At 59.5% G+C, this 23,176-nt stretch carries 18 protein-coding genes; 13 read left to right on the top strand and 5 right to left on the bottom strand.

Annotation, left to right across the window (positions count from 1 at the left end; genetic code table 11):
• Positions 1–222 precede the first annotated feature (222 nt).
• From rpsF to QYH43_RS24385, 9 genes are all read left to right on the top strand, one after another.
• Positions 223–645 (top strand): 30S ribosomal protein S6, encoded by a 423-nt coding sequence (gene rpsF / locus QYH43_RS24345; protein ID WP_003217491.1) that lies wholly within the window; start codon positions 223–225, stop codon positions 643–645.
• A gap of 28 nt (positions 646–673) precedes the next feature.
• Positions 674–904, top strand: coding sequence for a 30S ribosomal protein S18 (gene rpsR, locus QYH43_RS24350; protein WP_002551829.1), 231 nt, complete (start codon positions 674–676; stop codon positions 902–904).
• Between the two features lie 36 nt (positions 905–940).
• A complete protein-coding gene (locus QYH43_RS24355) occupies positions 941–1,834 on the top strand; it encodes a hypothetical protein (protein WP_053153717.1) in 894 nt (297 codons plus the stop codon).
• 19 nt (positions 1,835–1,853) lie between these two features.
• Positions 1,854–2,300, top strand: a complete 447-nt coding sequence (gene rplI, locus QYH43_RS24360; protein WP_046039839.1) for a 50S ribosomal protein L9 — start codon at positions 1,854–1,856, stop codon at positions 2,298–2,300.
• Positions 2,301–2,408: 108 nt separating this feature from the next.
• A complete protein-coding gene (gene dnaB / locus QYH43_RS24365) occupies positions 2,409–3,806 on the top strand; it encodes a replicative DNA helicase (RefSeq protein ID WP_095056358.1) in 1,398 nt (465 codons plus the stop codon).
• Positions 3,807–3,997: 191 nt separating this feature from the next.
• Positions 3,998–6,301 carry a YgiQ family radical SAM protein gene (locus tag QYH43_RS24370; protein WP_301158269.1) on the top strand — a complete coding sequence of 768 codons (2,304 nt, stop codon included), beginning with the start codon at positions 3,998–4,000 and terminating at the stop codon, positions 6,299–6,301.
• Between the two features lie 361 nt (positions 6,302–6,662).
• Positions 6,663–9,938 carry a DUF2126 domain-containing protein gene (locus tag QYH43_RS24375; RefSeq protein ID WP_095056356.1) on the top strand — a complete coding sequence of 1,092 codons (3,276 nt, stop codon included), beginning with the start codon at positions 6,663–6,665 and terminating at the stop codon, positions 9,936–9,938.
• A gap of 88 nt (positions 9,939–10,026) precedes the next feature.
• Positions 10,027–12,513 (top strand): circularly permuted type 2 ATP-grasp protein, encoded by a 2,487-nt coding sequence (locus QYH43_RS24380; RefSeq protein ID WP_095056355.1) that lies wholly within the window; start codon positions 10,027–10,029, stop codon positions 12,511–12,513.
• Entirely contained in the window at positions 12,513–13,403 is an 891-nt protein-coding gene (locus tag QYH43_RS24385) for a transglutaminase family protein (RefSeq protein WP_095152257.1), read from the top strand. The genes QYH43_RS24380 and QYH43_RS24385 overlap by 1 nt, the downstream gene beginning before the upstream one ends.
• Positions 13,404–13,515: 112 nt before the next feature.
• On the opposite strand, the gene QYH43_RS24390 is transcribed toward QYH43_RS24385, so the two are convergent.
• Positions 13,516–13,695 (bottom strand): hypothetical protein, encoded by a 180-nt coding sequence (locus tag QYH43_RS24390; protein ID WP_095056353.1) that lies wholly within the window; start codon positions 13,693–13,695, stop codon positions 13,516–13,518.
• 68 nt (positions 13,696–13,763) lie between these two features.
• Positions 13,764–14,351 carry a TIGR00730 family Rossman fold protein gene (locus QYH43_RS24395; RefSeq protein WP_095056352.1) on the bottom strand — a complete coding sequence of 196 codons (588 nt, stop codon included), beginning with the start codon at positions 14,349–14,351 and terminating at the stop codon, positions 13,764–13,766.
• 343 nt (positions 14,352–14,694) lie between these two features.
• Between QYH43_RS24395 and azu the strand changes: the two genes are divergently transcribed.
• Complete coding sequence (azu, locus tag QYH43_RS24400; RefSeq protein ID WP_095056351.1) at positions 14,695–15,141, top strand: azurin; 447 nt, start codon at positions 14,695–14,697, stop codon at positions 15,139–15,141.
• A gap of 172 nt (positions 15,142–15,313) precedes the next feature.
• On the opposite strand, the gene nadE is transcribed toward azu, so the two are convergent.
• The 3 genes from nadE to QYH43_RS24415 all read right to left on the bottom strand — a co-directional run bounded on the left by nadE (position 15,314) and on the right by QYH43_RS24415 (position 18,482).
• A complete protein-coding gene (gene nadE / locus QYH43_RS24405) occupies positions 15,314–16,141 on the bottom strand; it encodes an ammonia-dependent NAD(+) synthetase (protein ID WP_095056350.1) in 828 nt (275 codons plus the stop codon).
• 4 nt (positions 16,142–16,145) lie between these two features.
• A complete protein-coding gene (gene pncB, locus QYH43_RS24410; protein ID WP_301158270.1) occupies positions 16,146–17,372 on the bottom strand; it encodes a nicotinate phosphoribosyltransferase in 1,227 nt (408 codons plus the stop codon).
• A 204-nt stretch (positions 17,373–17,576) separates the two neighbouring features.
• Complete coding sequence (locus QYH43_RS24415; RefSeq protein WP_095056348.1) at positions 17,577–18,482, bottom strand: LysR family transcriptional regulator; 906 nt, start codon at positions 18,480–18,482, stop codon at positions 17,577–17,579.
• Positions 18,483–18,657: 175 nt separating this feature from the next.
• Here QYH43_RS24415 and QYH43_RS24420 point away from each other — a divergent pair, with 175 nt between their 5' ends.
• From QYH43_RS24420 to QYH43_RS24430, 3 genes are all read left to right on the top strand, one after another.
• Complete coding sequence (locus QYH43_RS24420; protein WP_095056347.1) at positions 18,658–20,148, top strand: aldehyde dehydrogenase family protein; 1,491 nt, start codon at positions 18,658–18,660, stop codon at positions 20,146–20,148.
• Positions 20,149–20,289: 141 nt separating this feature from the next.
• On the top strand, positions 20,290–21,573 hold the full coding sequence (locus QYH43_RS24425) for an FAD-binding oxidoreductase (RefSeq protein ID WP_095056346.1): 1,284 nt from the start codon (positions 20,290–20,292) through the stop codon (positions 21,571–21,573).
• Between the two features lie 363 nt (positions 21,574–21,936).
• The gene (locus QYH43_RS24430) at positions 21,937–23,070 is read left to right on the top strand and encodes a branched-chain amino acid ABC transporter substrate-binding protein (RefSeq protein ID WP_095056345.1); all 1,134 of its coding nucleotides are present in this window, start codon (positions 21,937–21,939) and stop codon (positions 23,068–23,070) included.
• Positions 23,071–23,176: the final 106 nt, after the last annotated feature.

Genomic DNA, 23,176 nt, shown 5'->3' on the forward strand with positions numbered 1-23,176 from the left:
AGCCTGTAGGAGCCAGCAAGCCGGCTCCTACGGGTGTGTGGTAAATGGTGGCTGTTCAAATAATCACCAATTACCTTGCGCCTCTCTCGCCCCTTCTCTACAATTGCGCCCCTTGCTGTGATGGCAGGCACCTACGTGTCTAGCGTCCGCAAGTCCATAAGTGTCATTCACTCCTTGTCTGACCGCTTTTGAGCGGCAGGCTACAACCCGTAAGGAGCATTCATGCGTCATTACGAAATCATCTTTTTGGTCCACCCGGATCAAAGCGAGCAAGTCGGCGGCATGGTTGAGCGTTACACCAAGCTGATCGAAGAAGATGGCGGCAAAATCCACCGTCTGGAAGATTGGGGCCGTCGTCAACTGGCCTACGCAATCAACAATGTTCACAAGGCTCACTACGTGATGCTGAACGTTGAGTGCACTGGCAAGGCCCTGGCCGAGCTGGAAGACAACTTCCGCTACAACGATGCAGTGATCCGTAACCTGGTCATCCGTCGCGAAGAAGCCGTTACCGGCCAATCCGAGATGCTCAAGGCTGAAGAAAACCGCAGTGAGCGCCGTGAGCGTCGCGACCGTCCTGAGCACGAAGGCGCTGAAAGCGCTGATAGTGATGACAGCGACAACAGCGATAACGCTGACGAGTAATCCACGGACCTTTTAAGGAGCCTATCAAATGGCACGTTTCTTCCGTCGTCGTAAATTCTGCCGCTTCACCGCTGAAGACGTGAAAGAGATCGATTACAAAGATCTCAACACTCTGAAAGCTTACGTATCCGAGACCGGCAAAATTGTTCCAAGCCGCATCACCGGTACCAAAGCTCGTTATCAGCGTCAGCTGGCCACCGCTATCAAGCGCGCCCGCTTCCTGGCCCTGCTGGCCTACACCGACAGCCACGGCCGCTGAGACCGGGCAGTCGACACGTAGCAAAGGATTGAATGCATGCGTGCCATAGCTGAGTTCATCATGCGCGGCCGTATGCAGGCCACTCTTGTAGTGGCTGGATGCGCGGCATTGCCGTTGTTGTATTGGTTGGGTGCTGCCGCTGGATGCCTTGTGCTCCTGCGGCGCGGATTGAAGGACGCCATAGGCGTTCTTGCTCTGGGAATGCTGCCGGCCTTGGCCTGGTGGCTCTACTCCGACGACCCACGGGCACTTCTGGTGCTGCTGGGGTCTGCGAGCCTTGCGTTGGTTTTGCGCGCAAGCGAGTCCTGGAACCGCGTGCTGCTGGTCAGCATAGCGATGGGAGTGGTGTTTTCAGTGGTGCTGGGGACGGCTTTTGGTCCCCAGATCGAGATGCTGGCGCAGGCTTTGATCAAAGTCATGCCGTCGCTACTCGGTGATGTCTACCAGAAGTTGTCGGTAGACGAGCAAGCGCGTTTCGCGTCCCTGATTGCACCAGTCCTGACCGGCCTGATTGCGGCCTTGTTGCAAATCGTCAGTGTGCTGAGCCTGCTTGCCGGGCGCTACTGGCAGGCGTTGTTGTACAACCCGGGCGGTTTTGGTCGCGAGTTTCGCGCCATCCGCTTCCCGCTTTTGCCGGCGATGTTACTGCTGGCGTGCATGCTTCTGGGGCCGAATCTCGGTTCGCAGATGGCCATGTTGACGCCGTTGTGCAGTGTACCGCTGATGTTTGCCGGGCTGGCCCTGATTCACGGGCTGGTGGCGCAAAAGCGACTGGCCAGGTTCTGGTTGGTGGGGTTGTACGTCACGCTGTTGCTGTTCATGCAGCTGATCTATCCGTTGCTGGTGGTCCTGGCCATCGTCGACAGCCTGATTGATTTTCGCGGTCGTTCGGCACCGAAAGATGCCGATAGCGCGAACGGTGAAGGTTAAAAGTTAAGAGGATTTTCACATGCAACTGATCCTTCTGGAAAAAGTCACCAACCTGGGCAACCTGGGTGACAAAGTGAACGTTAAGGCTGGTTACGGTCGTAACTACCTGCTGCCTTACGGCAAAGCTACCGCTGCGACCCCAGCCAACCTGGCTGCGTTCGAAGAGCGTCGTGCTGAGCTGGAAAAAGCAGCAGCAGATCGTAAAACGTCGGCTGAAAGCCGCGCTGCCCAACTGGCCGAGCTGGAAGTGACTATCACTGCCACCGCTGGCGACGAAGGCAAGCTGTTCGGTTCGATCGGTACTCACGACATCGCTGACGCACTGACCGCCTCCGGCGTTGAAGTGCAGAAGAGCGAAGTTCGTCTGCCGAACGGCACCATCCGCAACGTAGGCGAATTCGACGTAGCCGTGCACCTGCACGCCGAAGTTGAAGCCACCGTACGCGTTGTCGTGGTAGCAGCTTAAGCAGCACTTGTCGGCTGGCACCCTCGGGTGCTTGCCGGTAACATCGGGCACGATCCTGTTTACAGGTCGTGCCCTTTGTCTTTCTGATTCCTCCAATTTCAAGTGGCCATGAACGATATCTCCGCTCCTGAGCAATACGATCTGCAAACCGCCGCGCTGAAAGTGCCGCCGCATTCCATCGAAGCCGAACAGGCTGTACTCGGTGGTCTGATGCTGGACAACAACGCCTGGGAGCGTGTGCTCGATCAAGTCTCCGACGGCGATTTCTATCGACATGACCACCGCCTGATCTTCCGTGCGATCGCCAAACTGGCCGATCAGAACTCCCCGATTGACGTCGTGACCCTTGCCGAACAACTGGACAAGGAAGGTCAGACGTCTCAAGTGGGTGGCCTCGGTTATCTTGGTGAACTGGCGAAAAACACGCCGTCCGTCGCCAACATCAAGGCCTATGCGCAGATCGTCCGTCAGCGCGCGACGTTGCGCCAACTGATCGGCATCAGCACCGAGATCGCCGACAGCGCCTTCAACCCGGAAGGTCGCACTGCTGAAGAGATCCTCGACGAAGCGGAACGCCAGATCTTCGCGATTGCCGAGGCCCGGCCGAAAACCGGTGGCCCGGTGGGTGTGAATGATTTGCTGACCAAGGCCATCGATCGCATCGACACGCTGTTCAACACAGACAACGCCATTACCGGCCTGTCCACTGGTTACACCGACCTTGATGAAAAGACCAGCGGCCTGCAGCCGGCTGACTTGATCATCGTCGCCGGTCGTCCGTCGATGGGTAAAACCACCTTCGCGATGAACCTGGTGGAAAACGCCGTACTGCGTAGCGACAAAGCTGTTCTGGTGTATTCCCTCGAGATGCCAGGCGAATCGCTGATCATGCGTATGCTGTCGTCCCTCGGTCGGATCGACCAGACCAAGGTGCGCTCCGGTCAGTTGGAAGATGACGACTGGCCGCGCCTGACTTCGGCGGTGAACCTGCTCAATGACCGCAAGCTGTTCATCGACGACACCGCCGGGATCAGCCCGTCGGAAATGCGTGCGCGTACCCGGCGCCTGGCGCGTGAGCACGGTGAGATCGGCCTGATCATGATCGACTACCTTCAGTTGATGCAGATTCCAGGTTCCGGCGGCGACAACCGAACCAACGAGATTTCGGAAATCTCGCGTTCCTTGAAAGCCTTGGCCAAGGAGTTCAACTGCCCGGTGGTGGCGCTGTCCCAGCTCAACCGTTCCCTCGAGCAGCGGCCGAACAAACGGCCGATCAACTCCGACCTCCGGGAATCCGGAGCGATCGAGCAGGACGCCGACGTGATCATGTTCGTTTACCGCGACGAGGTGTATCACCCGGAAACCGAGCACAAAGGCATCGCCGAAATCATTATCGGCAAGCAGCGTAACGGGCCTATCGGCTTTATTCGTCTGGCCTTTATCGGTAAATACACCCGCTTCGAGAACCTGGCACCGGGTAGCTACAATTTCGATGATGACGAGTAAGGTATTTAGTGTCCTGAAAGGCCCCATCGCCGGCAAGCCAGCTCCTACAGGGGGGGGCGTCGTACCTGTAGGAGCAAGCTTGCTCGCGATAGGGGCGACGCAATTTCCGACCATAGCCGTCGGAATTGGTCAAAAAATGTGCTATATTCCGCGCCCGCGAAATTCAATGAAAGCCAACACCGGTTATCGACATGCAAGCAGCCAAGCCGTTATTTGACTATCCCAAGTACTGGGCCGAATGTTTCGGGCCAGCGCCGTTCCTGCCCATGAGCAGGGAGGAGATGGATCAGCTCGGCTGGGATTCCTGCGACATCATCATCGTGACCGGTGATGCGTACGTCGACCACCCGTCGTTCGGCATGGCGATCATCGGCCGGCTGCTGGAGTCCCAGGGCTTCCGCGTCGGGATCATCGCCCAGCCTAACTGGCAGTCCAAAGACGACTTCATGAAACTCGGCGAGCCGAACCTGTTCTTCGGCGTCGCGGCCGGCAACATGGATTCGATGATCAACCGCTACACCGCCGACAAAAAAGTCCGCTCCGATGACGCCTACACTCCGGGCGGCATGGCGGGTAAGCGTCCGGACCGCGCCAGCCTGGTTTACAGCCAGCGCTGCAAGGAAGCCTACAAGCACGTGCCAATCGTGCTCGGCGGCATTGAAGCGTCCCTGCGCCGCATTGCACATTACGATTACTGGCAGGACCGGGTTCGCAACTCGATCCTGATCGATGCCTGCGCCGACATCCTGCTTTACGGCAACGCCGAGCGTGCGATTGTTGAAGTCGCCCAGCGCCTGTCGTTCGGTCACAAGATCGAAGACATCACCGACGTGCGCGGCACCGCGTTCATCCGCCGTGATACGCCAAAAGACTGGTACGAAGTCGACTCCACGCGCATCGACCGTCCGGGCAAGATCGACAAGATCATCAACCCGTACGTGAACACCCAGGACACCCAGGCCTGCGCCATCGAGCAGGAAAAAGGTCCGGTTGAAGATCCGCAGGAAGCCAAGGTCGTGCAGATTCTGGCCAGCCCGCGCATGACTCGCGACAAGACCGTGATCCGTTTGCCGTCGGTGGAAAAAGTCCGTGGCGACGCTGTTCTCTACGCCCACGCCAACCGTGTGTTGCACCTGGAAACCAACCCGGGCAACGCCCGTGCGCTGGTGCAGAAGCACGGCGAAGTCGACGTCTGGTTCAACCCGCCGCCGATTCCGATGACCACCGAAGAAATGGACTACGTGTTCGGCATGCCTTACGCGCGCATTCCGCACCCGGCGTACGGCAAGGAGAAAATCCCGGCCTACGACATGATCCGCTTCTCGGTGAACATCATGCGTGGCTGCTTCGGCGGCTGCACTTTCTGCTCGATCACCGAGCATGAAGGCCGGATCATCCAGAACCGTTCCCACGAATCGATCATTCGCGAAATCGAAGAGATTCGCGACAAGGTCCCGGGCTTTACCGGCGTGATCTCCGACCTCGGCGGCCCGACCGCGAACATGTACCGCATCGCCTGCAAGAGCCCTGAAATCGAATCCGCGTGCCGCAAGCCATCCTGCGTGTTCCCCGGTATCTGCCCGAACCTGAACACCGACCACTCGGCGCTGATCCAGTTGTACCGCAGCGCCCGTGAGTTGCCGGGTGTGAAGAAGATCCTGATCGCTTCCGGCCTGCGTTACGACCTCGCGGTCGAGTCGCCGGAGTACGTTAAAGAGCTGGTGACCCACCACGTCGGTGGTTACCTGAAGATCGCCCCGGAACACACCGAGGAAGGTCCGCTCAATCAGATGATGAAACCGGGCATCGGCAGCTATGACAAGTTCAAGCGCATGTTCGAGAAGTACTCCAAGGAAGCGGGCAAGGAGCAGTACCTGATTCCTTACTTCATCGCCGCCCACCCGGGCACCACCGATGAAGACATGATGAACCTGGCGCTGTGGCTCAAGGGCAACGGTTTCCGTGCCGACCAGGTGCAGGCGTTCTACCCGTCGCCGATGGCCACCGCCACCGCGATGTATCACTCGGGCAAGAACCCGCTGCGCAAGGTCACCTACAAGAGTGATTCGGTAACTATCGTCAAGAGCGAAGAGCAGCGTCGTCTGCACAAGGCGTTCTTGCGTTATCACGACCCGAAAGGCTGGCCGATACTGCGTGAAGCGTTGACCCGCATGGGCCGCGCCGACCTGATCGGGCCGGGCAAGAACCAGTTGATCCCGCTGCACCAGCCGTCCACCGACAGCTACCAGAGCGCTCGTCGCAAGAACTCGACGCCGGCCGGCAGCCACAAGGTTGCAGGGGAAAAGACCACCAAGATCCTGACCCAGCACACGGGCCTGCCACCACGTGCCAGCGATGGCGGCAATCCGTGGGACAAGCGCGAACAGGCCAAGGCGGCGGCGTTTGCCCGCAACCAGCAGGCCGCCAAGGAACGCAAGGACGCCGCCAAGGGCAAAGGCCCCAAGCCGACCCGCAAGCCGGTCGTGCCGCGCTAAACCGCGCTTGAGCTGAACAGAACGCCAACCTTCGGGTTGGCGTTTTGCATTTTCAGGCATAGGAAATCTGTTGAAGCCATAGGCCTCATCGCTGGCAAGCCAGCTCCCACAAGGATCTTCAATGGCCACAGTATTGTGAATGGCAGATAAACCTGTGGGAGCTGGCTTGCCAGCGATGAGGCCGGCTCAACCTTTCAGCAACTGCTCGCCACATTAAGGCGCAACTACCTCAATCCATTTCCTCGCATCGCCCGATTTTGGTGCTGTACTGCCTCCAGTAACCGGAGAAAGCGCCAGCACTGCTGGGTGGCATAAGTTTTGCGCGCTTTCGAATACGCTTAGGGCTCGCAGGAGGCACGCCGTGTCGATTCATGTCGCATTGCACCACGTCACGCATTACCGCTATGACCGCGCTGTCGAGCTCGGCCCGCAGATCGTTCGACTGCGTCCCGCCGCCCACAGTCGCACGCGGATTCTGTCCTATGCGCTGAAGGTCTCGCCCGAGCAGCACTTCATCAACTGGCAGCAAGACCCGCAGGGTAATTACCTGGCGCGGCTGGTGTTCCCGGAGAAAACCGAGGAACTGCGCATCGAGGTCGATCTGCTGGCCGAGATGGCGATCTTCAATCCGTTCGATTTTTTCCTTGAGCCCTACGCAGAAAAAATCCCCTTCGCGTATGCCGCCGATGAGCGCAAGGAATTGGCTCCGTATCTGGAAACCTTGCCGCTGACGCCGGCGTTCAAGGCCTATCTGGACGGAATCGACCGTACCCCTTTGCCAGCCGTGGATTTCCTCGTCGCGCTCAATCAGCGCCTGAGCGATGACATTGATTACCTGATCCGCATGGAACCGGGCGTGCAAACGCCCGAGCACACCCTCGCGCAGGCGTCCGGTTCCTGCCGCGATTCCGCGTGGCTGTTGGTTCAGTTGCTGCGCAATCTGGGATTGGCGGCGCGTTTCGTCTCCGGTTACCTGATCCAGTTGACCGCCGACGTCAAAAGCCTCGACGGTCCATCGGGTACCGACGTCGATTTCACCGACCTGCATGCCTGGTGCGAAGTCTATTTGCCCGGCGCTGGCTGGATCGGCCTGGATGCGACCTCCGGGTTGTTCGCCGGTGAAGGACATATTCCGTTGGCCTGTAGTCCCGATCCGTCATCGGCGGCACCGATCAGTGGCCTGGTGGAACCTTGCGAGTGCGAATTCAGCCACGAAATGTCCGTAGAGCGGATTTGGGAAGCGCCGCGGGTTACCAAGCCCTACACCGACGAACAATGGCTGGCGATCCAGGCCCTGGGTCGGCAGATCGATGCCGACCTGCTGGAAGGCGATGTGCGCCTGACCATGGGCGGCGAACCGACGTTCGTGTCCATCGATGACCCGGATGGTGCCGAATGGAATACAGCGGCACTGGGGCCGAACAAGCGGCAGCTGTCCGCCGAACTGTTCCAGCGCATGCGTAAGCGTTATGCACCGCAAGGCCTGGTGCATTTCGGTCAGGGCAAATGGTATCCGGGCGAGCAACTGCCGCGCTGGTCGCTCAATTGCTATTGGCGCCGTGATGGCGTGCCGATCTGGCAAAACAATGCGTTGGTCGCCGATGAGCAAGAAGATTACGGCGCCGATGGGGTGCTGGCCGGGCGTTTTCTGGCGAGCGTTGCCGAACGCCTGAAAATTCCGACACGCTTTGTATTCCCGGCCTACGAAGACAATTTCTATTACCTCTGGCGCGAAGGGACGTTGCCGCAGAACGTCAGCGCCGAAGACTCACGCCTGGAAGAACCGCTGGAACGTGCGCGTCTGCGCAAAGTCTTCAGCCAGGGCCTGGACAAGGTCATCGGTCAGGTCTTGCCGCTGGCTCGCACGGCCAAGGGCGATCAATGGCAGAGCGGTCGCTGGTACCTGCGGGACGAGCATTGCCGATTGGTGCCTGGGGATTCTGCGCTGGGCTATCGCTTGCCGTTGGGTTCGCAGCCCTGGGTGAAAGCGGCGGAGTATCCGTTCATTCATCCGCAGGATCCGAATCAGGCATTCCCGCCGCTGCCGGATACGGCGCAACTTCAAAACCAGGGCGCAGCTGCCGAAACTGAAGATCGAGCGCCAAAGATCGATGAGTCGGCAGACTGGCTGACCCGCACCGCGCTGTGTGCCGAAGCCCGGGAAGGGCGGTTGTACTTGTTCATGCCGCCGCTGGAACGGGCCGAGGACTATCTCGAACTCGTCACCGCCATCGAAGCCACCGCTGAAGAACTGCGTTGCCCGGTGTTGCTGGAAGGTTACGAGCCGCCGAGCGATCCAAGATTGGGTAACTTCCGTATCACGCCGGACCCCGGTGTGATCGAGGTCAACGTGCAGCCATCCTCGTCGTGGGATGAATTGGTGGAGCGCACCGAATTTCTCTACGAAGAAGCACGCCAGACCCGCCTGACCACCGAGAAATTCATGATCGACGGCCGGCACACCGGAACCGGTGGCGGTAACCATTTCGTACTGGGTGGCGCGACACCGGCTGACTCTCCGTTTCTGCGTCGTCCGGATTTGCTGCGCAGCCTGATCAGCTACTGGCATAACCATCCGTCCCTTTCCTACCTGTTTTCCGGATTGTTCATCGGCCCGACGTCCCAGGCGCCGCGTGTCGATGAAGCGCGCAACGATGCCTTGTATGAACTGGAAATCGCGTTTGCGCAGATGCCCGAACCGGGCGAGGAGTGTCCGCCATGGTTGGTGGATCGACTGCTGCGCAACCTGCTGATCGATGTCACCGGCAATACTCATCGGGCCGAATTCTGCATCGACAAACTCTACTCGCCGGACGGCGCCACCGGCCGACTCGGGCTGCTGGAGTTGCGCGCTTTTGAAATGCCACCCCATGCGCGCATGAGTCTGGCCCAGCAATTGTTGCTGCGAGCGCTGGTTGCACGATTCTGGCGTGAACCCTACGCGCCGCCGACACTGGCGCGCTGGGGCACGGAGCTGCACGATCGTTTCCTGTTGCCGCACTTTATCGAACAGGATTTCGCCGACGTCATCGTCGAGCTCAACACAGCGGGTTATCCGCTGCGGGCCGAGTGGTTCGCGGCGCACCTTGAGTTCCGCTTTCCCAAGGTCGGCGATTACGCCGTCAGTGGCATCGCGCTGGAGCTGCGTCAGGCGCTTGAACCGTGGCATGTGCTGGGCGAAGAGGGCGCGGTCGGTGGCACGGTGCGTTATGTGGATTCCTCGCTTGAACGTTTGCAGATCAAACTCAGCGGTCTGCCGCCCCAGCGTTATCTGCTGACCTGCAACGGCATTCCCGTGCCCTTGCAACCCACCGGGCGTGTAGGCGAATTCGTAGCTGGAGTGAGATTTCGCGCCTGGCAACCGGCGAACTGTCTGCAACCGACTATTCCGGTGCATGCGCCGTTGGTATTCGACTTGCTCGACACCTGGATGCAGCGTTCGCTGGGTGGTTGCCAGTACCACGTTGCCCATCCGGGGGGACGCAATTACGACAGCCTGCCGGTCAATGCCAACGAGGCCGAGAGCCGCCGTATGGCGCGTTTCTTCCGTATCGGACACACGCCTGGGAAACTTCCTATACCGAATCTGGAAATAAACGACGAGCTACCGATGACTCTCGATTTACGACGTTTCTAAACCGTACGCGACGCTCGGATTTTTCGTCTATCCGGGCGTCATAAGCCTGCGTTAGTCTGACCGTTCATTGCTGTCTGCCGAGCTTTCCATGCCTGACCTGCTAGACCGCTACCCGCTGACGGCGGGCACCTATCACGAACTGCTCGACGACAGCGGCGCTGTGCGCCCGCACTGGCGCCGGCTGTTCGACCAATTGCAGCGCAGCACACCGGCGCAACTGGTGCAGCGTCAGGCATTGTTGACCCGGCAGATTCAGGAAAACGGTGTCACTTACAACGTCTATGCCGATCCCAAGGGCGCAGACCGGTCGTGGGAACTGGATCTGCTGCCCCATGTGATTGCGGCTGATGAGTGGCAGCAATTGTCTGCGGGCATTGCTCAGCGAGGGCGATTGCTCAATGCGGTTCTGGCAGATCTGTATGGCCCGCAACGGCTGATCGCCGAAGGGCTGTTACCGGCCGAACTGGTGTTCGGGCACAACAACTTCCTCTGGCCCTGTCAGGGTGTAAAACCGCCTGACGGGGCCTTTCTGCATCTGTATGCCGTGGATCTGGCGCGCACACCTGATGGACGTTGGTGGGTGACCGCGGACCGCACGCAAGCGCCGTCCGGTGCGGGGTATGCGCTGGAAAACCGCACCATCGTGTCCCGGGCGTTTCCCGAGTTGTACCGTGATTTGAAGGTGCAGCATCTCGCTGGATTTTTCCGCACGCTCCAGGAAACCCTGGCCCGGCAGGCGCCGTGTGGTGATGAGGCACCCTTGGTGGTGTTGCTGACGCCGGGGCGCTTCAATGAAAGCTATTTTGAACATTTGTACCTGGCTCGCCAGCTCGGCTATCCGCTGGTGGAAGGTGGTGACCTGACGGTTCGCGATGCCACGGTCTACCTGAAAACGTTGAGTGGCCTGCGCCGTGTGCACGCCGTCATGCGTCGGCTGGATGACGATTTCTGCGACCCGCTGGAGCTGCGTACCGACTCGGCCCTCGGCGTGCCGGGCCTGCTTGAAGCCGTGCGGCAGGGGCGGGTGCTGGTGGCCAATGCCCTCGGTAGCGGCGTGCTGGAGTCGCCGGGGTTGTTGGGTTTTTTGCCGAGGATCAATCAATTCCTGTTCGGCGAAGACCTGATTCTGCCGTCCATCGCGACCTGGTGGTGCGGCGAAGCGCCGGTGCTGGCCGAGGCGTTGGAAAAACTCCCCGAATTGTTGATCAAACCGGCGTTTCCCTCCCAGAGCTTCGCTCCGGTGTTCGGCCGTGATTTGAGTGAAAAGCAGCGCCAGGAGCTCGCCGAGCGCATGCAGGCACGACCTTATGCCTATGTTGCGCAAGAACTCGCGCAATTGTCGCAAGCGCCGATCTGGCAGGCTGACGACGGTCAGCTGCAACCCCGAGCGATCGGCATGCGCGTGTATGCGGTGGCGAGTCGCGAGGGCTATCGGGTTCTGCCGGGCGGTTTGACCCGGGTGGCCGCCGAAGCGGATGCCGAAGTGGTGTCCATGCAGCGCGGTGGTGCGAGCAAAGACACTTGGGTGCTGGGTGATCGCCCACCCAGTGGTGAGCAGTGGAAGGCGCAACGCAACATCGGCGTGCACGACCTGGTGCGACGGGATCCGTATCTGCCCTCTCGGGTGGTGGAAAACCTGTTCTGGTTCGGACGTTATTGTGAGCGTTGCGACGACAGCGCCCGATTGCTGCGCATCATGCTCGCCCGTTATGTCGATGGTGATGACCCGCAGGCCTTGCAGGCAGCGGTCGATCTGGGCGAACGCCTGATGTTGTTGCCGGATGAAGGCGAGCTTCCGGAACGACTACTGGCCGCACTGCTGGGCGATGACTGGCCGTTCAGCCTGCGTTCCAACCTGCAGCGCTTGCAATGGGCGGCTTCGCAGGTGCGCGGCAAGCTTTCCCGGGAAAACTGGCAGGCACTGGTGGAGTTACAGCGCGAGGCCATGGAACTGGAAACTGAAGAGCCTGACTTCGGCGAGCTGTTGGACTTTCTCAACCGCTTGGTGATGTCCCTCGCGGCACTGTCCGGTTTTGCCCTGGATGACATGACTCGTGACGAAGGCTGGCGATTCCTGATAATTGGCCGGCGAATAGAACGCCTGCAATTTCTCAGCGGCAGTCTGGCGGCGTTCCTGCGGGGAACCGAGACGTTTGATCAAGTCGGGCTGGAATGGCTGCTGGAACTGGGGAACAGCAGCATCACCTACCGTTCACGGTATCTGGCGGTGGCGCAATTGATCCCGGTGCTCGACCTGTTGCTGCTCGACGAACAGAACCCCCACGCCGTGTTGTTTCAGTTGAAACTGGTGACCCGGACCGTCAAGCGCCTGAACGACGACTTTGGCGCCCCGCGTGAAACGGGGCTGCGGCAACTGGTGGAGCGTCTGGCGCGGTTCGACCTGAGTTGTCTGGAGCATTCGCTGTTCGGTGACGCCAGCGTTCGCGCCGCCATCGAGGGGCTGGCCGGGCTGCTGCAGGAAATCGCCGACGCCAGCAGCCAGGTCTCGGATCGCCTCGCGCTGCGGCATTTCGCCCATGTCGATGATGTCAGCCAGCGCACGGTGTCCGTCTGATGAGTGCCCGCTACCAGATTTTCCACGACACCCACTATCACTACGACAGTCCGGTGTCCCTTGCCCAGCAACTGGCCCATCTGTGGCCACGTGATTGTGCGTGGCAGCGCTGCACCGACCGGCAATTGCAGATCAGCCCCGAGCCGACGTCGCGTCGCGATGAGCTGGATGTCTTCGGTAACCCGCTGACACGGCTGGCATTCGAGCGGCCCCATGATGAATTGCTGGTCAATGCGAGCCTCACGATCGAAGTGCTTCCCCGGCCGGTGCTGGATTTCAACCGGTCTGCGGCATGGGAAGACACCCGCAGCGCATTGACCTACAACAGCCAGCCTTTGTCGCCCGAACGGATCGAAGCGTGCCGTTATCGGTTCGAATCACCGTATGTGCATTTGAAGCGCAACTTCGTCGAGTTTTCCGAGAGCTGTTTCCCGGCGGGGCGGCCGCTGCTGCTGGGCGTTCAGGCCTTGATGGAGAAAATCTTCAGCGAATTCACCTTCGATGCCGAAGCGACTCAGGTGGCGACGCCGCTGGTTGAAGTGCTGGAGCGTCGGCGCGGGGTCTGTCAGGACTTTGCTCACCTGATGCTCGCCTGCGTGCGTTCTCGTGGTTTGGCGGCGCGGTACATCAGCGGTTACTTGCTGACTCAGCCACCGCCGGGGCAACCACGCTTGATTGGCGCTGATGCGTCCCATGCCTGGGTGTCGGTGTTTTGCCCGGAGTTGGGCTGGGTGGACTTCGATCCGACCAACAACGTGCAGCCAGCGCTGGAGCACATCACTTTGGCGTGGGGGCGGGATTTTTCCGATGTGTCGCCGTTGCGGGGGGTGATTCTGGGCGGGGGCAACCATGACCCGGAAGTACGCGTCACCGTGATGCCTATTGAATAAGCACGCCCCTCGTAGGAGCAGCCTTCGGCAGCTCCTACAGGGTCGGCAGCAAAACCGCCGACCCTGGACACAGATCCGGTGGGCCTGATCAGGTTATCGGGTCCGGAGGGTCTCAGGCGTCGGGCGCCTGATCTTTCGGTGCATCAACATCATCTTCTGCGGCTACTTCACCCTCAGGGTTCAGTTCCGTCTCTTCAGCTGTAGCTTTCTTGCGCTGAAGCTTTTCCTCTTTCTTCTGCTCCTTGGCCAAGTCTCTCTGACGTTTGGCGAAGGAATAATTAGGTTTAGCCATGGGCGATCCTCTGGGGTCGAAGGTGAGGTTGAGCGGCGCATATTCTGCCCTGTATCGGGGCCGAGCCGTTAGCTGGGTTTTTGCTCGGCCCATTTAGGCGCTACGCAAGGTTGCCAGGCATCCAGTGCGTCGAGCAGGGTTTGCGGCGATTCGCTCATTTGCAGCATGTCACGGTGCTGCCCGCGAACGAAGCCTTCGCCGACGATATGATCGAGAAAAGACGTCAACTTGTCGTAGAAACCGTTCACCTCGAGCAAACCCAGCGGTTTACCGTGGTAGCCGAGTTGGCCCCAGGTCCAGACTTCGAACAATTCTTCCAGCGTTCCCAGGCCACCGGGCAGGGCGATGAAGGCGTCGCTGAGTTCAGCCATCCGCGCTTTGCGTGCGTGCATGCCATCGACCACTTCCAGGCGAGTCAGGCCGCTGTGGCCGATTTCCTTGTCCTTGAGGCTTTGCGGGATGATGCCGATCACTTCACCACCGGCCGCCAGGGCCGCATCGGCGACGATGCCCATCAGCCCCACGGCGCCGCCGCCATACACCAGGGTCAGCTTGCGTTCGGCCAAGGCCTGGCCCAGGGCAATGGCGGCTTCACGATAAGCCGGGTTGGTGCCGGTACTGGCACCGCAAAATACACAAACGGACGCTAAAGACATGCCTTACTCCATGCTCGATCAGGGCCACAGAGTAAAGGCAGGCGCGCGACGCTCCAAGGGCTAAACTTCGAAATCGGGTGTTTCGTACGAACCGCTGGCGCCACAGGCATAGGCGGCCAGCAAACTGCACAACAGGCTATTGATGGACATGACAGACGCTCCGCTAAGTGATGACGGTCTGATCATAGGGCCGGGCTAGACGCTTGGCTGGTAGATTGTTTCGATGGGCGCCATAGCCCGAAAGTTGTATACAATTTTTGATTCAAGTCATATGAACTTGCGAGCTTTTCAGGCAGTCTTCTGTCCATTCACGTTTTCGTTAACCCTGCCTTGGAGATTCACCATGTTTGCCAAACTTGTTGCGGTATCCCTGTTGACACTGGCCAGCAGCCAACTGATGGCTGCCGAGTGCAAGACCACCGTTGACTCCACCGATCAAATGTCCTTCAACACCAAGGCCATTGAAATCGACAAGAGCTGCAAGACGTTCACCGTCGAACTGACCCACTCCGGCAGCCTGCCGAAAAACGTCATGGGTCATAACTGGGTACTGAGCAAAGAAGCCGACATGCAGCCGATCGCTACTGACGGCCTGAGCGCCGGCATCGACAAGAACTACCTGAAAGAAGGCGACACCCGCGTGATCGCCCACACCAAGGTCATCGGCGCCAAGGAAACCGATTCGGTGACCTTCGACGTGTCGAAGCTCGCGGCCGGTGAAAAGTACGGGTTCTTCTGCTCGTTCCCGGGCCACATCTCGATGATGAAAGGCACGGTTACCCTGAAGTAATCAGGCACACCGCGTCACCGTTCATCGCTGGCAAGCCAGCTTGTGAACGACACAAATCACTGTAGGAGCTGGCTTGCCAGCGAATGGGCCAAAAGCATCAATGCATGTGTTGGCCAAAAAAAAAGCCCGCTGAAGCTCAACACTTCAGCGGGCTTTTTCATTCATTCACGCCTCAAGGCGCAAAGGGCATCACACGTTTGTGGCGCGTCTTGTTGAACGTGTCGACGATGATCTTGAACGCTTCCTCGCGCACCGGTTCGCCGTGCAGGAAGGCATCGATCTCGGCGTAGGTCACGCCATGGGATGCTTCGTCCGGTTTGCCGGGGGACAGGTCTTCAAGGTCGGCGGTCGGGATTTTTTCCACCAGCGATTCTGGCGCACCGAAACTGCGGGCAATCGCGCGGACCTGGTTTTTCACCAGGCCACTCAGTGGTGCCAGGTCGCAGGCGCCATCACCGAACTTGGTGAAGAATCCCATCACCGCTTCCGCCGCATGATCGGTGCCGATCACCAGACCGTGGGCCGCGCCGGCGATGGTGTACTGGGCGACCATGCGCATCCGCGCCTTGGTGTTGCCAAGTACGAAATCCACCGAGACCGCATGCTTGCCTTCAAACGCGGCCACTTCATTGGCCAGGGATTTGACGGCCGGGCCGATGTTCACCGTGTGGCGCTCGTCCGGTTTGATGAAATCCACCGATGCCTGGGCGTCGTGTTCATCGAACTGGGTTTCGTAGGGCAGGCGCACGGCAATGAACTTGTAGCTGTCTTCGCCCGTGCGTTGGCGCAATTCACGCATGGCACGTTGGGCCAGCAGGCCGGCGGTCAGGGAGTCGACGCCGCCACTGATGCCCAGCACCAGGGTTTTCAGCCCGGAATTGACCAGGCAATCCTGGATGAAAGTCACTCGCCGGGCGACTTCGGCCTCAAGGGCGGCCTCATTGGCGAACGGCGGTTGGACCTTGAGCTGTTCAGCAATCTCACGCTGTACGGCTTGCATGAATTCACTCCTTGCTTGATGGACTGGAAAGGGCGGCAGGAACCTGGAAAACGTGTCGCAAGTAAGCGACGAAATTCGGGTCTTTGCAGTGAGTCTTGCCGGGCTCGTCGGAGATCTTCGCCACCGGTTGGCCGTTGCAGGCGGTCATTTTAAGCACGATGCTCATCGGTTCGACACCCGGAATGTCACACGTCAGGTTGGTGCCGATACCGAAGCTGACATTGATCCGACCGCGCAGCGCCCGGAATATCTCCAAAGCCCTGGGCAGGGTCAGGCTGTCGGAGAATGTCAGCGTCTTGCTCATCGGGTCGATGCCGAGCCGGTGGTAGTGAGCGATGGCTTTTTCCGCCCAAATCACCGGATCACCGGAGTCATGGCGCAAGCCGTCGAAGAGCTTGGCGAAAAACAGATCGAAATCGCCGAGGAAAGCATCGCTGGTGATGCAGTCGGTCAGGGCAATCCCCAGCAGACCCCGGTACTCACGGACCCAGCAATCGAGGGCGGCAATCTGGCTGTCGATCAGCCGTGGGCCGAGTTGCTGGTGGGCCATGATCCACTCATGGGCCATGGTGCCCAGCGGTTTCATGTCCAGTTCCCGCGACAAATGCACATTGCTGGTGCCGACGAAACGGCCCGGGAAATCATGCTTGAGCACGTTCACCACTTCTTCCTGAACGCGGTACGAAAAGCGACGGCGCGTGCCGAAATCGGCTACCTGCAATTCCGCCAATTCGTCACTGCTGGCGTTGGCGCTCAGCCAGTCGAACTTGCGATAGAGCTGTTCGCGGGCCTGTTCCAGGACGATTTCACGGTAGCGATAGCGGTTGCGCACCTCGCTGACCATTGCCAGCAGCGGTACTTCGAACAGGATCACATGCAACCACGGGCCCCGCAGGCGGATAAACAACTCGCCGTTCTCGATGCCGGTGTGGATATAGCGCAGGTTGAAGCGAAACAGTCCGAGAAAGCGCAGGAAGTCCGGTTTGAGGAAACTGATGCGCTCCAGAAAACTCAACTGGTCGGCGCTCAGGCTCAGCTCGGCGAGACGTTCGATCTGAAAACGGATCTCCGCCAGGTACGGGCGCAGATCCTCACTGTTACGGCAACGAAACTCCCATTCGACTTCCACGTTCGGGTAGTTGTGCAGCACCGCCTGCATCATCGTCAGTTTGTAGAAATCGGTGTCGAGCAGGTTCTGCACGATGCGATCGGCAAACACACTCTCGCTCATAACGGGAATCTCCAGCGTTGCAGCGGTATTGATCAGTGGCGCTAGTGGCGCATATCCCAGACAGGGATTACCAGCATTTTTTCGACAAGCGCAGACCCTTGTAGGAGCTGGCTTGCCAGCGAAGAGGCCGGCACATCCAATATGAATGTCGATTGAAAGACCGCCTTCGCTGGCAAGCCAGCTCCTACAAGGCGATGGCGCCCATCAGGTTGCTTCCGGGCTATCGATCTGCTCCAACATCCACTTCACAAAATCCCGCACCTTGGGCACTTCCGCCGAGTGCTCCGGGTAGGCCAGGTAATACGCATCGCTGCTGGACATTGCATGCTGCCAGGGAATGACCAGTTTGCCGTCGGCCAGTTCCTCTTCCACCAGAAACCGCGGCAGCAACGCCACGCCGCAGCCGACCTGAGCGGCACGGATGCACATATAAAAGGTTTCGAAACGCGGGCCGTGGTAGCTGTGCTCGGTGTGGTAGCCCTGATGTTCGAACCAGTCGTGCCAGGCCTGGGGGCGGGAGGCGTTTTGCAGCAGCACCAGGTCGGCCAGTTGCGTCGGATCGGTGAACGGTGTGTCCGGCAAACTGCCCGGGGCGCACACCGGCACCAGCTCTTCGCCGAACAGTTTCAGGCATTCGGTGCCCGGTCGTGAGCCCTGGCCGAAGTAGAACGCCAGATCGCTGCGCCCTTGCAGCAGATCATCGGCCTCCTGCTCGCTGCACAGGTCCAGGTGAATCGACGGATGACGCAGGCGCCAGCCTTTCAAGCGAGGCACCAACCAGCGTGCGCCGAAGGTCGGTGGCGTCGAGACGCGCAGGACTTCCGTCTCGCCGCCGTAGGAACGCAGGTAATGGGTCGACATCTCGACTTGTGTGAGGATTTTTCGTACTTCCACCAGATACAAATCCCCGGCCGGGGTCATTTGCAGGCGACGGCGTACCCGGCGAAACAGCAGGTGTTGTAGCAGCTCTTCGAGTTGCGCAACCTGCTTGCTGACCGCGCTCTGCGTCAGGTTCAGTTCTTCGGCGGCCCGGGTGAAACTCAAATGTCGGGTCACGGCTTCGAAACACTGCAACGCAGCAATCGATGGCAAGTAGCGTTTATTGAGCATGGGCGGTCCTTTGTTCTTGTCTCTTTATTGCCAGCAATGCACAGCATGAATAAACGGAATGATATCTCTCTTAAAGGTCGTTTGTTGAGTAACCTCCGGGAGGCTAAAACTACAGGTCTGATCAGCCGTGATTTTCCGGCTGCACCTGTTCCGTTTTTTGCTTGAGGAGTGACCCATGGTTGCCGCATTGCTTGATCGTCTTGGTGTGAACCCTGCCCTGTACCAGAACGGCAAAGTGCCGGTGCATTCGCCGATCGATGGCAGCAGGATCGCCGCCGTGAACTGGGAAGGCGCCGCTGAAGTCGAGCAGCACATCAGTCGCGCAGATCATGCGTTCGAACTGTGGCGCAAGGTTCCGGCACCGCGCCGTGGTGAACTGGTGCGGCAACTGGGTGACATCCTGCGCGAATACAAGGCCGACCTCGGCGAACTGGTGTCCTGGGAAGCTGGCAAGATCACCCAGGAAGGTCTGGGCGAAGTTCAGGAAATGATCGACATCTGTGACTTCGCCGTCGGCCTGTCCCGCCAGTTGTACGGTTTGACGATTGCTTCCGAGCGTCCTGGCCACCATATGCGTGAAACCTGGCATCCGCTGGGTGTCGTCGGCGTGATCAGCGCGTTCAACTTCCCGGTCGCGGTCTGGGCGTGGAACGCCACGCTGGCGCTGGTCTGCGGCAACCCGGTGATCTGGAAACCGTCGGAAAAGACCCCGCTGACCGCGCTCGCATGCCAGGCATTGTTCGACCGTGTTTTGAAGAACTTCAGCGACGCACCGCCTCACCTGAGCCAGGTGATCATCGGTGGTCGCGACGCCGGTGAAGCGTTGGTCGATGACCCGCGTGTCGCGCTGGTCAGCGCCACCGGCAGTACCCGCATGGGCCGTGAAGTGGCGCCGAAAATCGCCGCGCGTTTCGCCCGCAGCATCCTCGAACTGGGCGGCAACAACGCGATGATCCTCGGCCCAAGCGCCGATCTGGACATGGCCGTTCGCGCCATTCTGTTCAGCGCCGTCGGCACCGCCGGCCAGCGTTGCACCACCCTGCGCCGCTTGATTGCCCATGAGTCGGTGAAGGAAGAAATCGTCACCCGCCTCAAAGCCGCTTACTCCAAAGTGCGCATCGGTCATCCGCTGGAGGGCAACCTGATCGGCCCGCTGATCGACAAACAAAGCTTCGACAACATGCAGGACGCACTCGAGCAGGCACTGAGCGAAGGCGGCCGGGTGTTCGGCGGCAAGCGTCAGATGGAAGACAAGTTCCCGAACGCCTATTACGTATCGCCAGCCATCGTCGAAATGCCGGAGCAGAGCGAAGTGGTCTGCCACGAAACCTTCGCACCGATTTTGTACGTGGTCGGTTACAGCGATTTCCAGGAAGCCCTGCGCCTGAACAACGCCGTGCCACAAGGCCTGTCGTCGTGCATCTTCACCACCGACGTGCGTGAAGCCGAGCAGTTCATGTCGGCCGTGGGCAGTGATTGCGGCATCGCCAACGTCAACATCGGCCCGAGCGGTGCGGAAATCGGTGGTGCGTTCGGCGGTGAAAAAGAAACCGGTGGCGGCCGTGAATCGGGCTCCGATGCATGGCGCGGCTACATGCGTCGCCAGACCAACACCGTGAACTACTCGCTGGAGTTGCCGTTGGCGCAGGGCATTACGTTCGATTGATGTGAAATCCCTGTAGGAGCGAGCCTGCTCGCGATAGCGGTTTTTCAGTCACATTGATGCTGGATGTGCTGACGCTATCGCGAGCAGGCTCGCTCCCACATTAAATGAATGTGTTTGTTAGGTTTCTGTTGGAGTCTGGCAATGCCGTTACGCGAAGAGTGTCTGTGGGAAAAACTGACGCCGCAAAGGCCTGACAATGCGGCGCTCAAGGGTGAAGTGACAGTGGATGTCTGCGTCATCGGTGCCGGTTTCACCGGGCTGTCGGCGGCGGTGCATTTGCTGGAACAGGGCAAGACAGTGTGTGTGCTGGAGGCCCATCGCGCCGGCCATGGCGGATCGGGACGCAATGTCGGGCTGGTCAACGCCGGGATGTGGATTCCCCCGGACGACATCGAGGCCGGATTCGGTGAGGCGGTGGGCAGTCAGCTCAACCGCATGCTGGGCGCGGCACCCTCCCTGGTGTTCAGCCTTGTGGATAAGTACAGCATCGACTGCCAGTTGCGTCGCGAAGGCACGCTGCACATGGCGCATAACGCCCGCGGCGAAGCCGACTTGCGCAGTCGTGAAGAACAATGGAAACGTCGCGGCGCGCCGGTGGAGCTACTGACCGGCCAGGCGTGCGAGCAAGCGACGGGCACCAAAAAGATCGCCGCAGCATTGCTGGATCGCCGTGCCGGTACGCTCAATCCGATGGCCTACACCACGGGGCTGGCCAACGCGGCCATCGGCCTCGGCGGTCAATTGTTCGATCATTCCCCTGTCACCCGACTCGAACGCCAGGGCCAGCGCTGGTCGGTGCAGACCGCCCAGGGTTCGGTCATGGCCGAGAAAGTGGTCATTGCGTCCAACGCCTACACCGAAGGCGACTGGACGGAACTGCGCCGCAATTTCTTCCCGGGTTATTACTATCAGGTCGCTTCGGTGCCGCTGACCGAAGACGCAGCTCAGCAAATTCTCCCCGGGGGCCAAGGCTCGTGGGACACCCGGCAGGTCCTGAGCAGTATTCGTCGAGACAGGGACGGTCGTCTGCTGCTTGGCAGTCTCGGTAATGGCAATCAGAAACCGGCATGGTTTCTCAAAGCCTGGGCCGATCGGGTTCAGCAACACTATTTCCCGTACCTCAAACCGGTTGAATGGGAATGCACCTGGACCGGTTGCATCGCATTCACGCCCGATCATTTGATGCGCCTGTTCGAGCCGGCGCCCGGTTTAGTGGCAGTCACCGGTTACAACGGCCGGGGCGTGACCACGGGGACAGTGGTCGGCAAAGCCTTTGCCGATTATTTGTGTAATGGAAATCCTCAGGCGCTCCCCATTCCCTTTGCCCCCATGCAGCCATTGGCCGGCGTGGGGTTGCGCAGCTGTCTGTACGAGGCGGGATTTTCGCTGTATCACGCGGGCCAGTGCTTGCGGATCGTCATTTGAATGTTGAAATTTGTTGCTGAAAGCGGCGCTTTTTCGTTCAACAGCTAGCCTGTAGTGGTGCGGGTTGTAGCAGTCCCGCACCAGCAGTGTGCACTTCGGTGACGAACGGTGTTACAGGCTGGTTGCACGATGTTTGGTGCCGCGGTTGCAATGATGGCGCATGAGGGTTGCGCCTAAAAAAATATCAGGTTTTACCTTCCGCGGTTTAGACGGTTGCACACCCAATGAAAATGGGACCGAAACAGTCGAAAAAACAATAAGGCAGCGACTTTTTTCAGAATAAAAAACCGATGGCACGGCCCTTGCTCTGAGCATTCAGTGAAGTCGCAGTGCCAATTAAAAAAAACCATGGAGCACCACCTCATGTCCCAGACGTTTTACAAGAAAGGTTTTCTGGCCCTCGCAGTGGCAACTGCGCTGGGTGTTTCTGCGTTTGCTCAGGCTGACATCAAGATCGGCGTAGCGGGACCAATGACTGGCGCCAACGCGGCATTTGGTGAACAGTACATGAAGGGTGCACAAGCGGCGGCCGATGCGGTCAACGCAGCGGGCGGCGTCAACGGGGAAAAAATCGTCCTGGTCAAGGGCGATGACGCCTGCGAACCGAAACAGGCTGTGACGGTTGCCAAAGACCTGACCAACCAGAAAGTCGCCGGCGTGGTCGGTCACTTCTGCTCCTCGTCGACCATCCCGGCCTCCGAGATCTATGACGAAGCGGGCATCATCGCGATCACTCCAGGTTCCACCAACCCACAGGTTACCGAGCGCGGCCTGAGTGCCATGTTCCGCATGTGCGGTCGTGACGACCAGCAAGGCATCGTGGCCGGTGACTACATCGTCGACATGCTCAAGGGCAAAAAGGTTGTCGTGCTGCACGACAAAGACACCTACGGCCAAGGCCTGGCGGATGCCACCAAGGCTCAACTGGTCAAGCGCGGCGTGACGCCGGTGCTGTATGAAGGCCTGACCCGCGGCGAGAAAGACTTCAGTGCCGTCGTGACCAAGATCCGTGCGGCCGGTGCCGATGTCGTCTACTTCGGCGGCCTGCACCCAGAAGCGGGTCCACTGGTTAAACAACTGCGTACCGAAGGCCTGAAAGACGTGAAATTCATGTCCGACGACGGCATCGTGACCGACGAACTGGTGACCACCGCTGGCGGCCCGCAATACGTTGACGGCGTGCTGATGACCTTCGGCGCCGACCCACGCATGCTGCCAGACAGCAAGACTGTCGTAGACGCATTCCGCAAGGCTGGCACCGAGCCTGAAGGCTACACCCTGTATGCCTACGCTTCGGTCCAGACCCTGGCCGCTGCCTTCAATGGCGCCAAGTCCAACAAGGGCGAAGACGCTGCTGCCTGGCTGAAGAAAAACCCGGTCAAGACCGTTATGGGCGAGAAGACCTGGGACAGCAAGGGCGACCTGAAAGTGTCCGACTACGTGGTTTACCAGTGGGACGCAACCGGCAAATACCACCAGCTGGAAAAACAGAAGTAAGGGCTGACCCGATCAGGGCTCCCCGATGAACCTTTTGTCGGAGCCGGCTTGCTGGCGAAGGCGGACTTGCAGGCGACATGTTTGTCGACTGTTCAATCGCTATCGC

Source organism: Pseudomonas sp. C32 (genome assembly GCF_030417915.1).
Classification (GTDB): domain Bacteria; phylum Pseudomonadota; class Gammaproteobacteria; order Pseudomonadales; family Pseudomonadaceae; genus Aquipseudomonas.

Excerpts from the sequence above, each read along its gene's own strand:
- rpsF (WP_003217491.1), top strand. The coding sequence starts at position 223 with ATGCGTCATTACGAAATCATCTTTTTGGTCCACCCGGATCAAAGCGAG.
- rpsR (WP_002551829.1), top strand. The coding sequence starts at position 674 with ATGGCACGTTTCTTCCGTCGTCGTAAATTCTGCCGCTTCACCGCTGAA.
- QYH43_RS24355 (WP_053153717.1), top strand. The coding sequence starts at position 941 with ATGCGTGCCATAGCTGAGTTCATCATGCGCGGCCGTATGCAGGCCACT.
- rplI (WP_046039839.1), top strand. The coding sequence starts at position 1,854 with ATGCAACTGATCCTTCTGGAAAAAGTCACCAACCTGGGCAACCTGGGT.
- dnaB (WP_095056358.1), top strand. The coding sequence starts at position 2,409 with ATGAACGATATCTCCGCTCCTGAGCAATACGATCTGCAAACCGCCGCG.
- QYH43_RS24370 (WP_301158269.1), top strand. The coding sequence starts at position 3,998 with ATGCAAGCAGCCAAGCCGTTATTTGACTATCCCAAGTACTGGGCCGAA.
- QYH43_RS24380 (WP_095056355.1), top strand. The coding sequence starts at position 10,027 with ATGCCTGACCTGCTAGACCGCTACCCGCTGACGGCGGGCACCTATCAC.
- QYH43_RS24385 (WP_095152257.1), top strand. The coding sequence starts at position 12,513 with ATGAGTGCCCGCTACCAGATTTTCCACGACACCCACTATCACTACGAC.
- QYH43_RS24390 (WP_095056353.1), bottom strand. The coding sequence starts at position 13,695 with ATGGCTAAACCTAATTATTCCTTCGCCAAACGTCAGAGAGACTTGGCC.
- QYH43_RS24395 (WP_095056352.1), bottom strand. The coding sequence starts at position 14,351 with ATGTCTTTAGCGTCCGTTTGTGTATTTTGCGGTGCCAGTACCGGCACC.
- azu (WP_095056351.1), top strand. The coding sequence starts at position 14,695 with ATGTTTGCCAAACTTGTTGCGGTATCCCTGTTGACACTGGCCAGCAGC.
- nadE (WP_095056350.1), bottom strand. The coding sequence starts at position 16,141 with ATGCAAGCCGTACAGCGTGAGATTGCTGAACAGCTCAAGGTCCAACCG.
- pncB (WP_301158270.1), bottom strand. The coding sequence starts at position 17,372 with ATGAGCGAGAGTGTGTTTGCCGATCGCATCGTGCAGAACCTGCTCGAC.
- QYH43_RS24415 (WP_095056348.1), bottom strand. The coding sequence starts at position 18,482 with ATGCTCAATAAACGCTACTTGCCATCGATTGCTGCGTTGCAGTGTTTC.
- QYH43_RS24420 (WP_095056347.1), top strand. The coding sequence starts at position 18,658 with ATGGTTGCCGCATTGCTTGATCGTCTTGGTGTGAACCCTGCCCTGTAC.
- QYH43_RS24425 (WP_095056346.1), top strand. The coding sequence starts at position 20,290 with ATGCCGTTACGCGAAGAGTGTCTGTGGGAAAAACTGACGCCGCAAAGG.
- QYH43_RS24430 (WP_095056345.1), top strand. The coding sequence starts at position 21,937 with ATGTCCCAGACGTTTTACAAGAAAGGTTTTCTGGCCCTCGCAGTGGCA.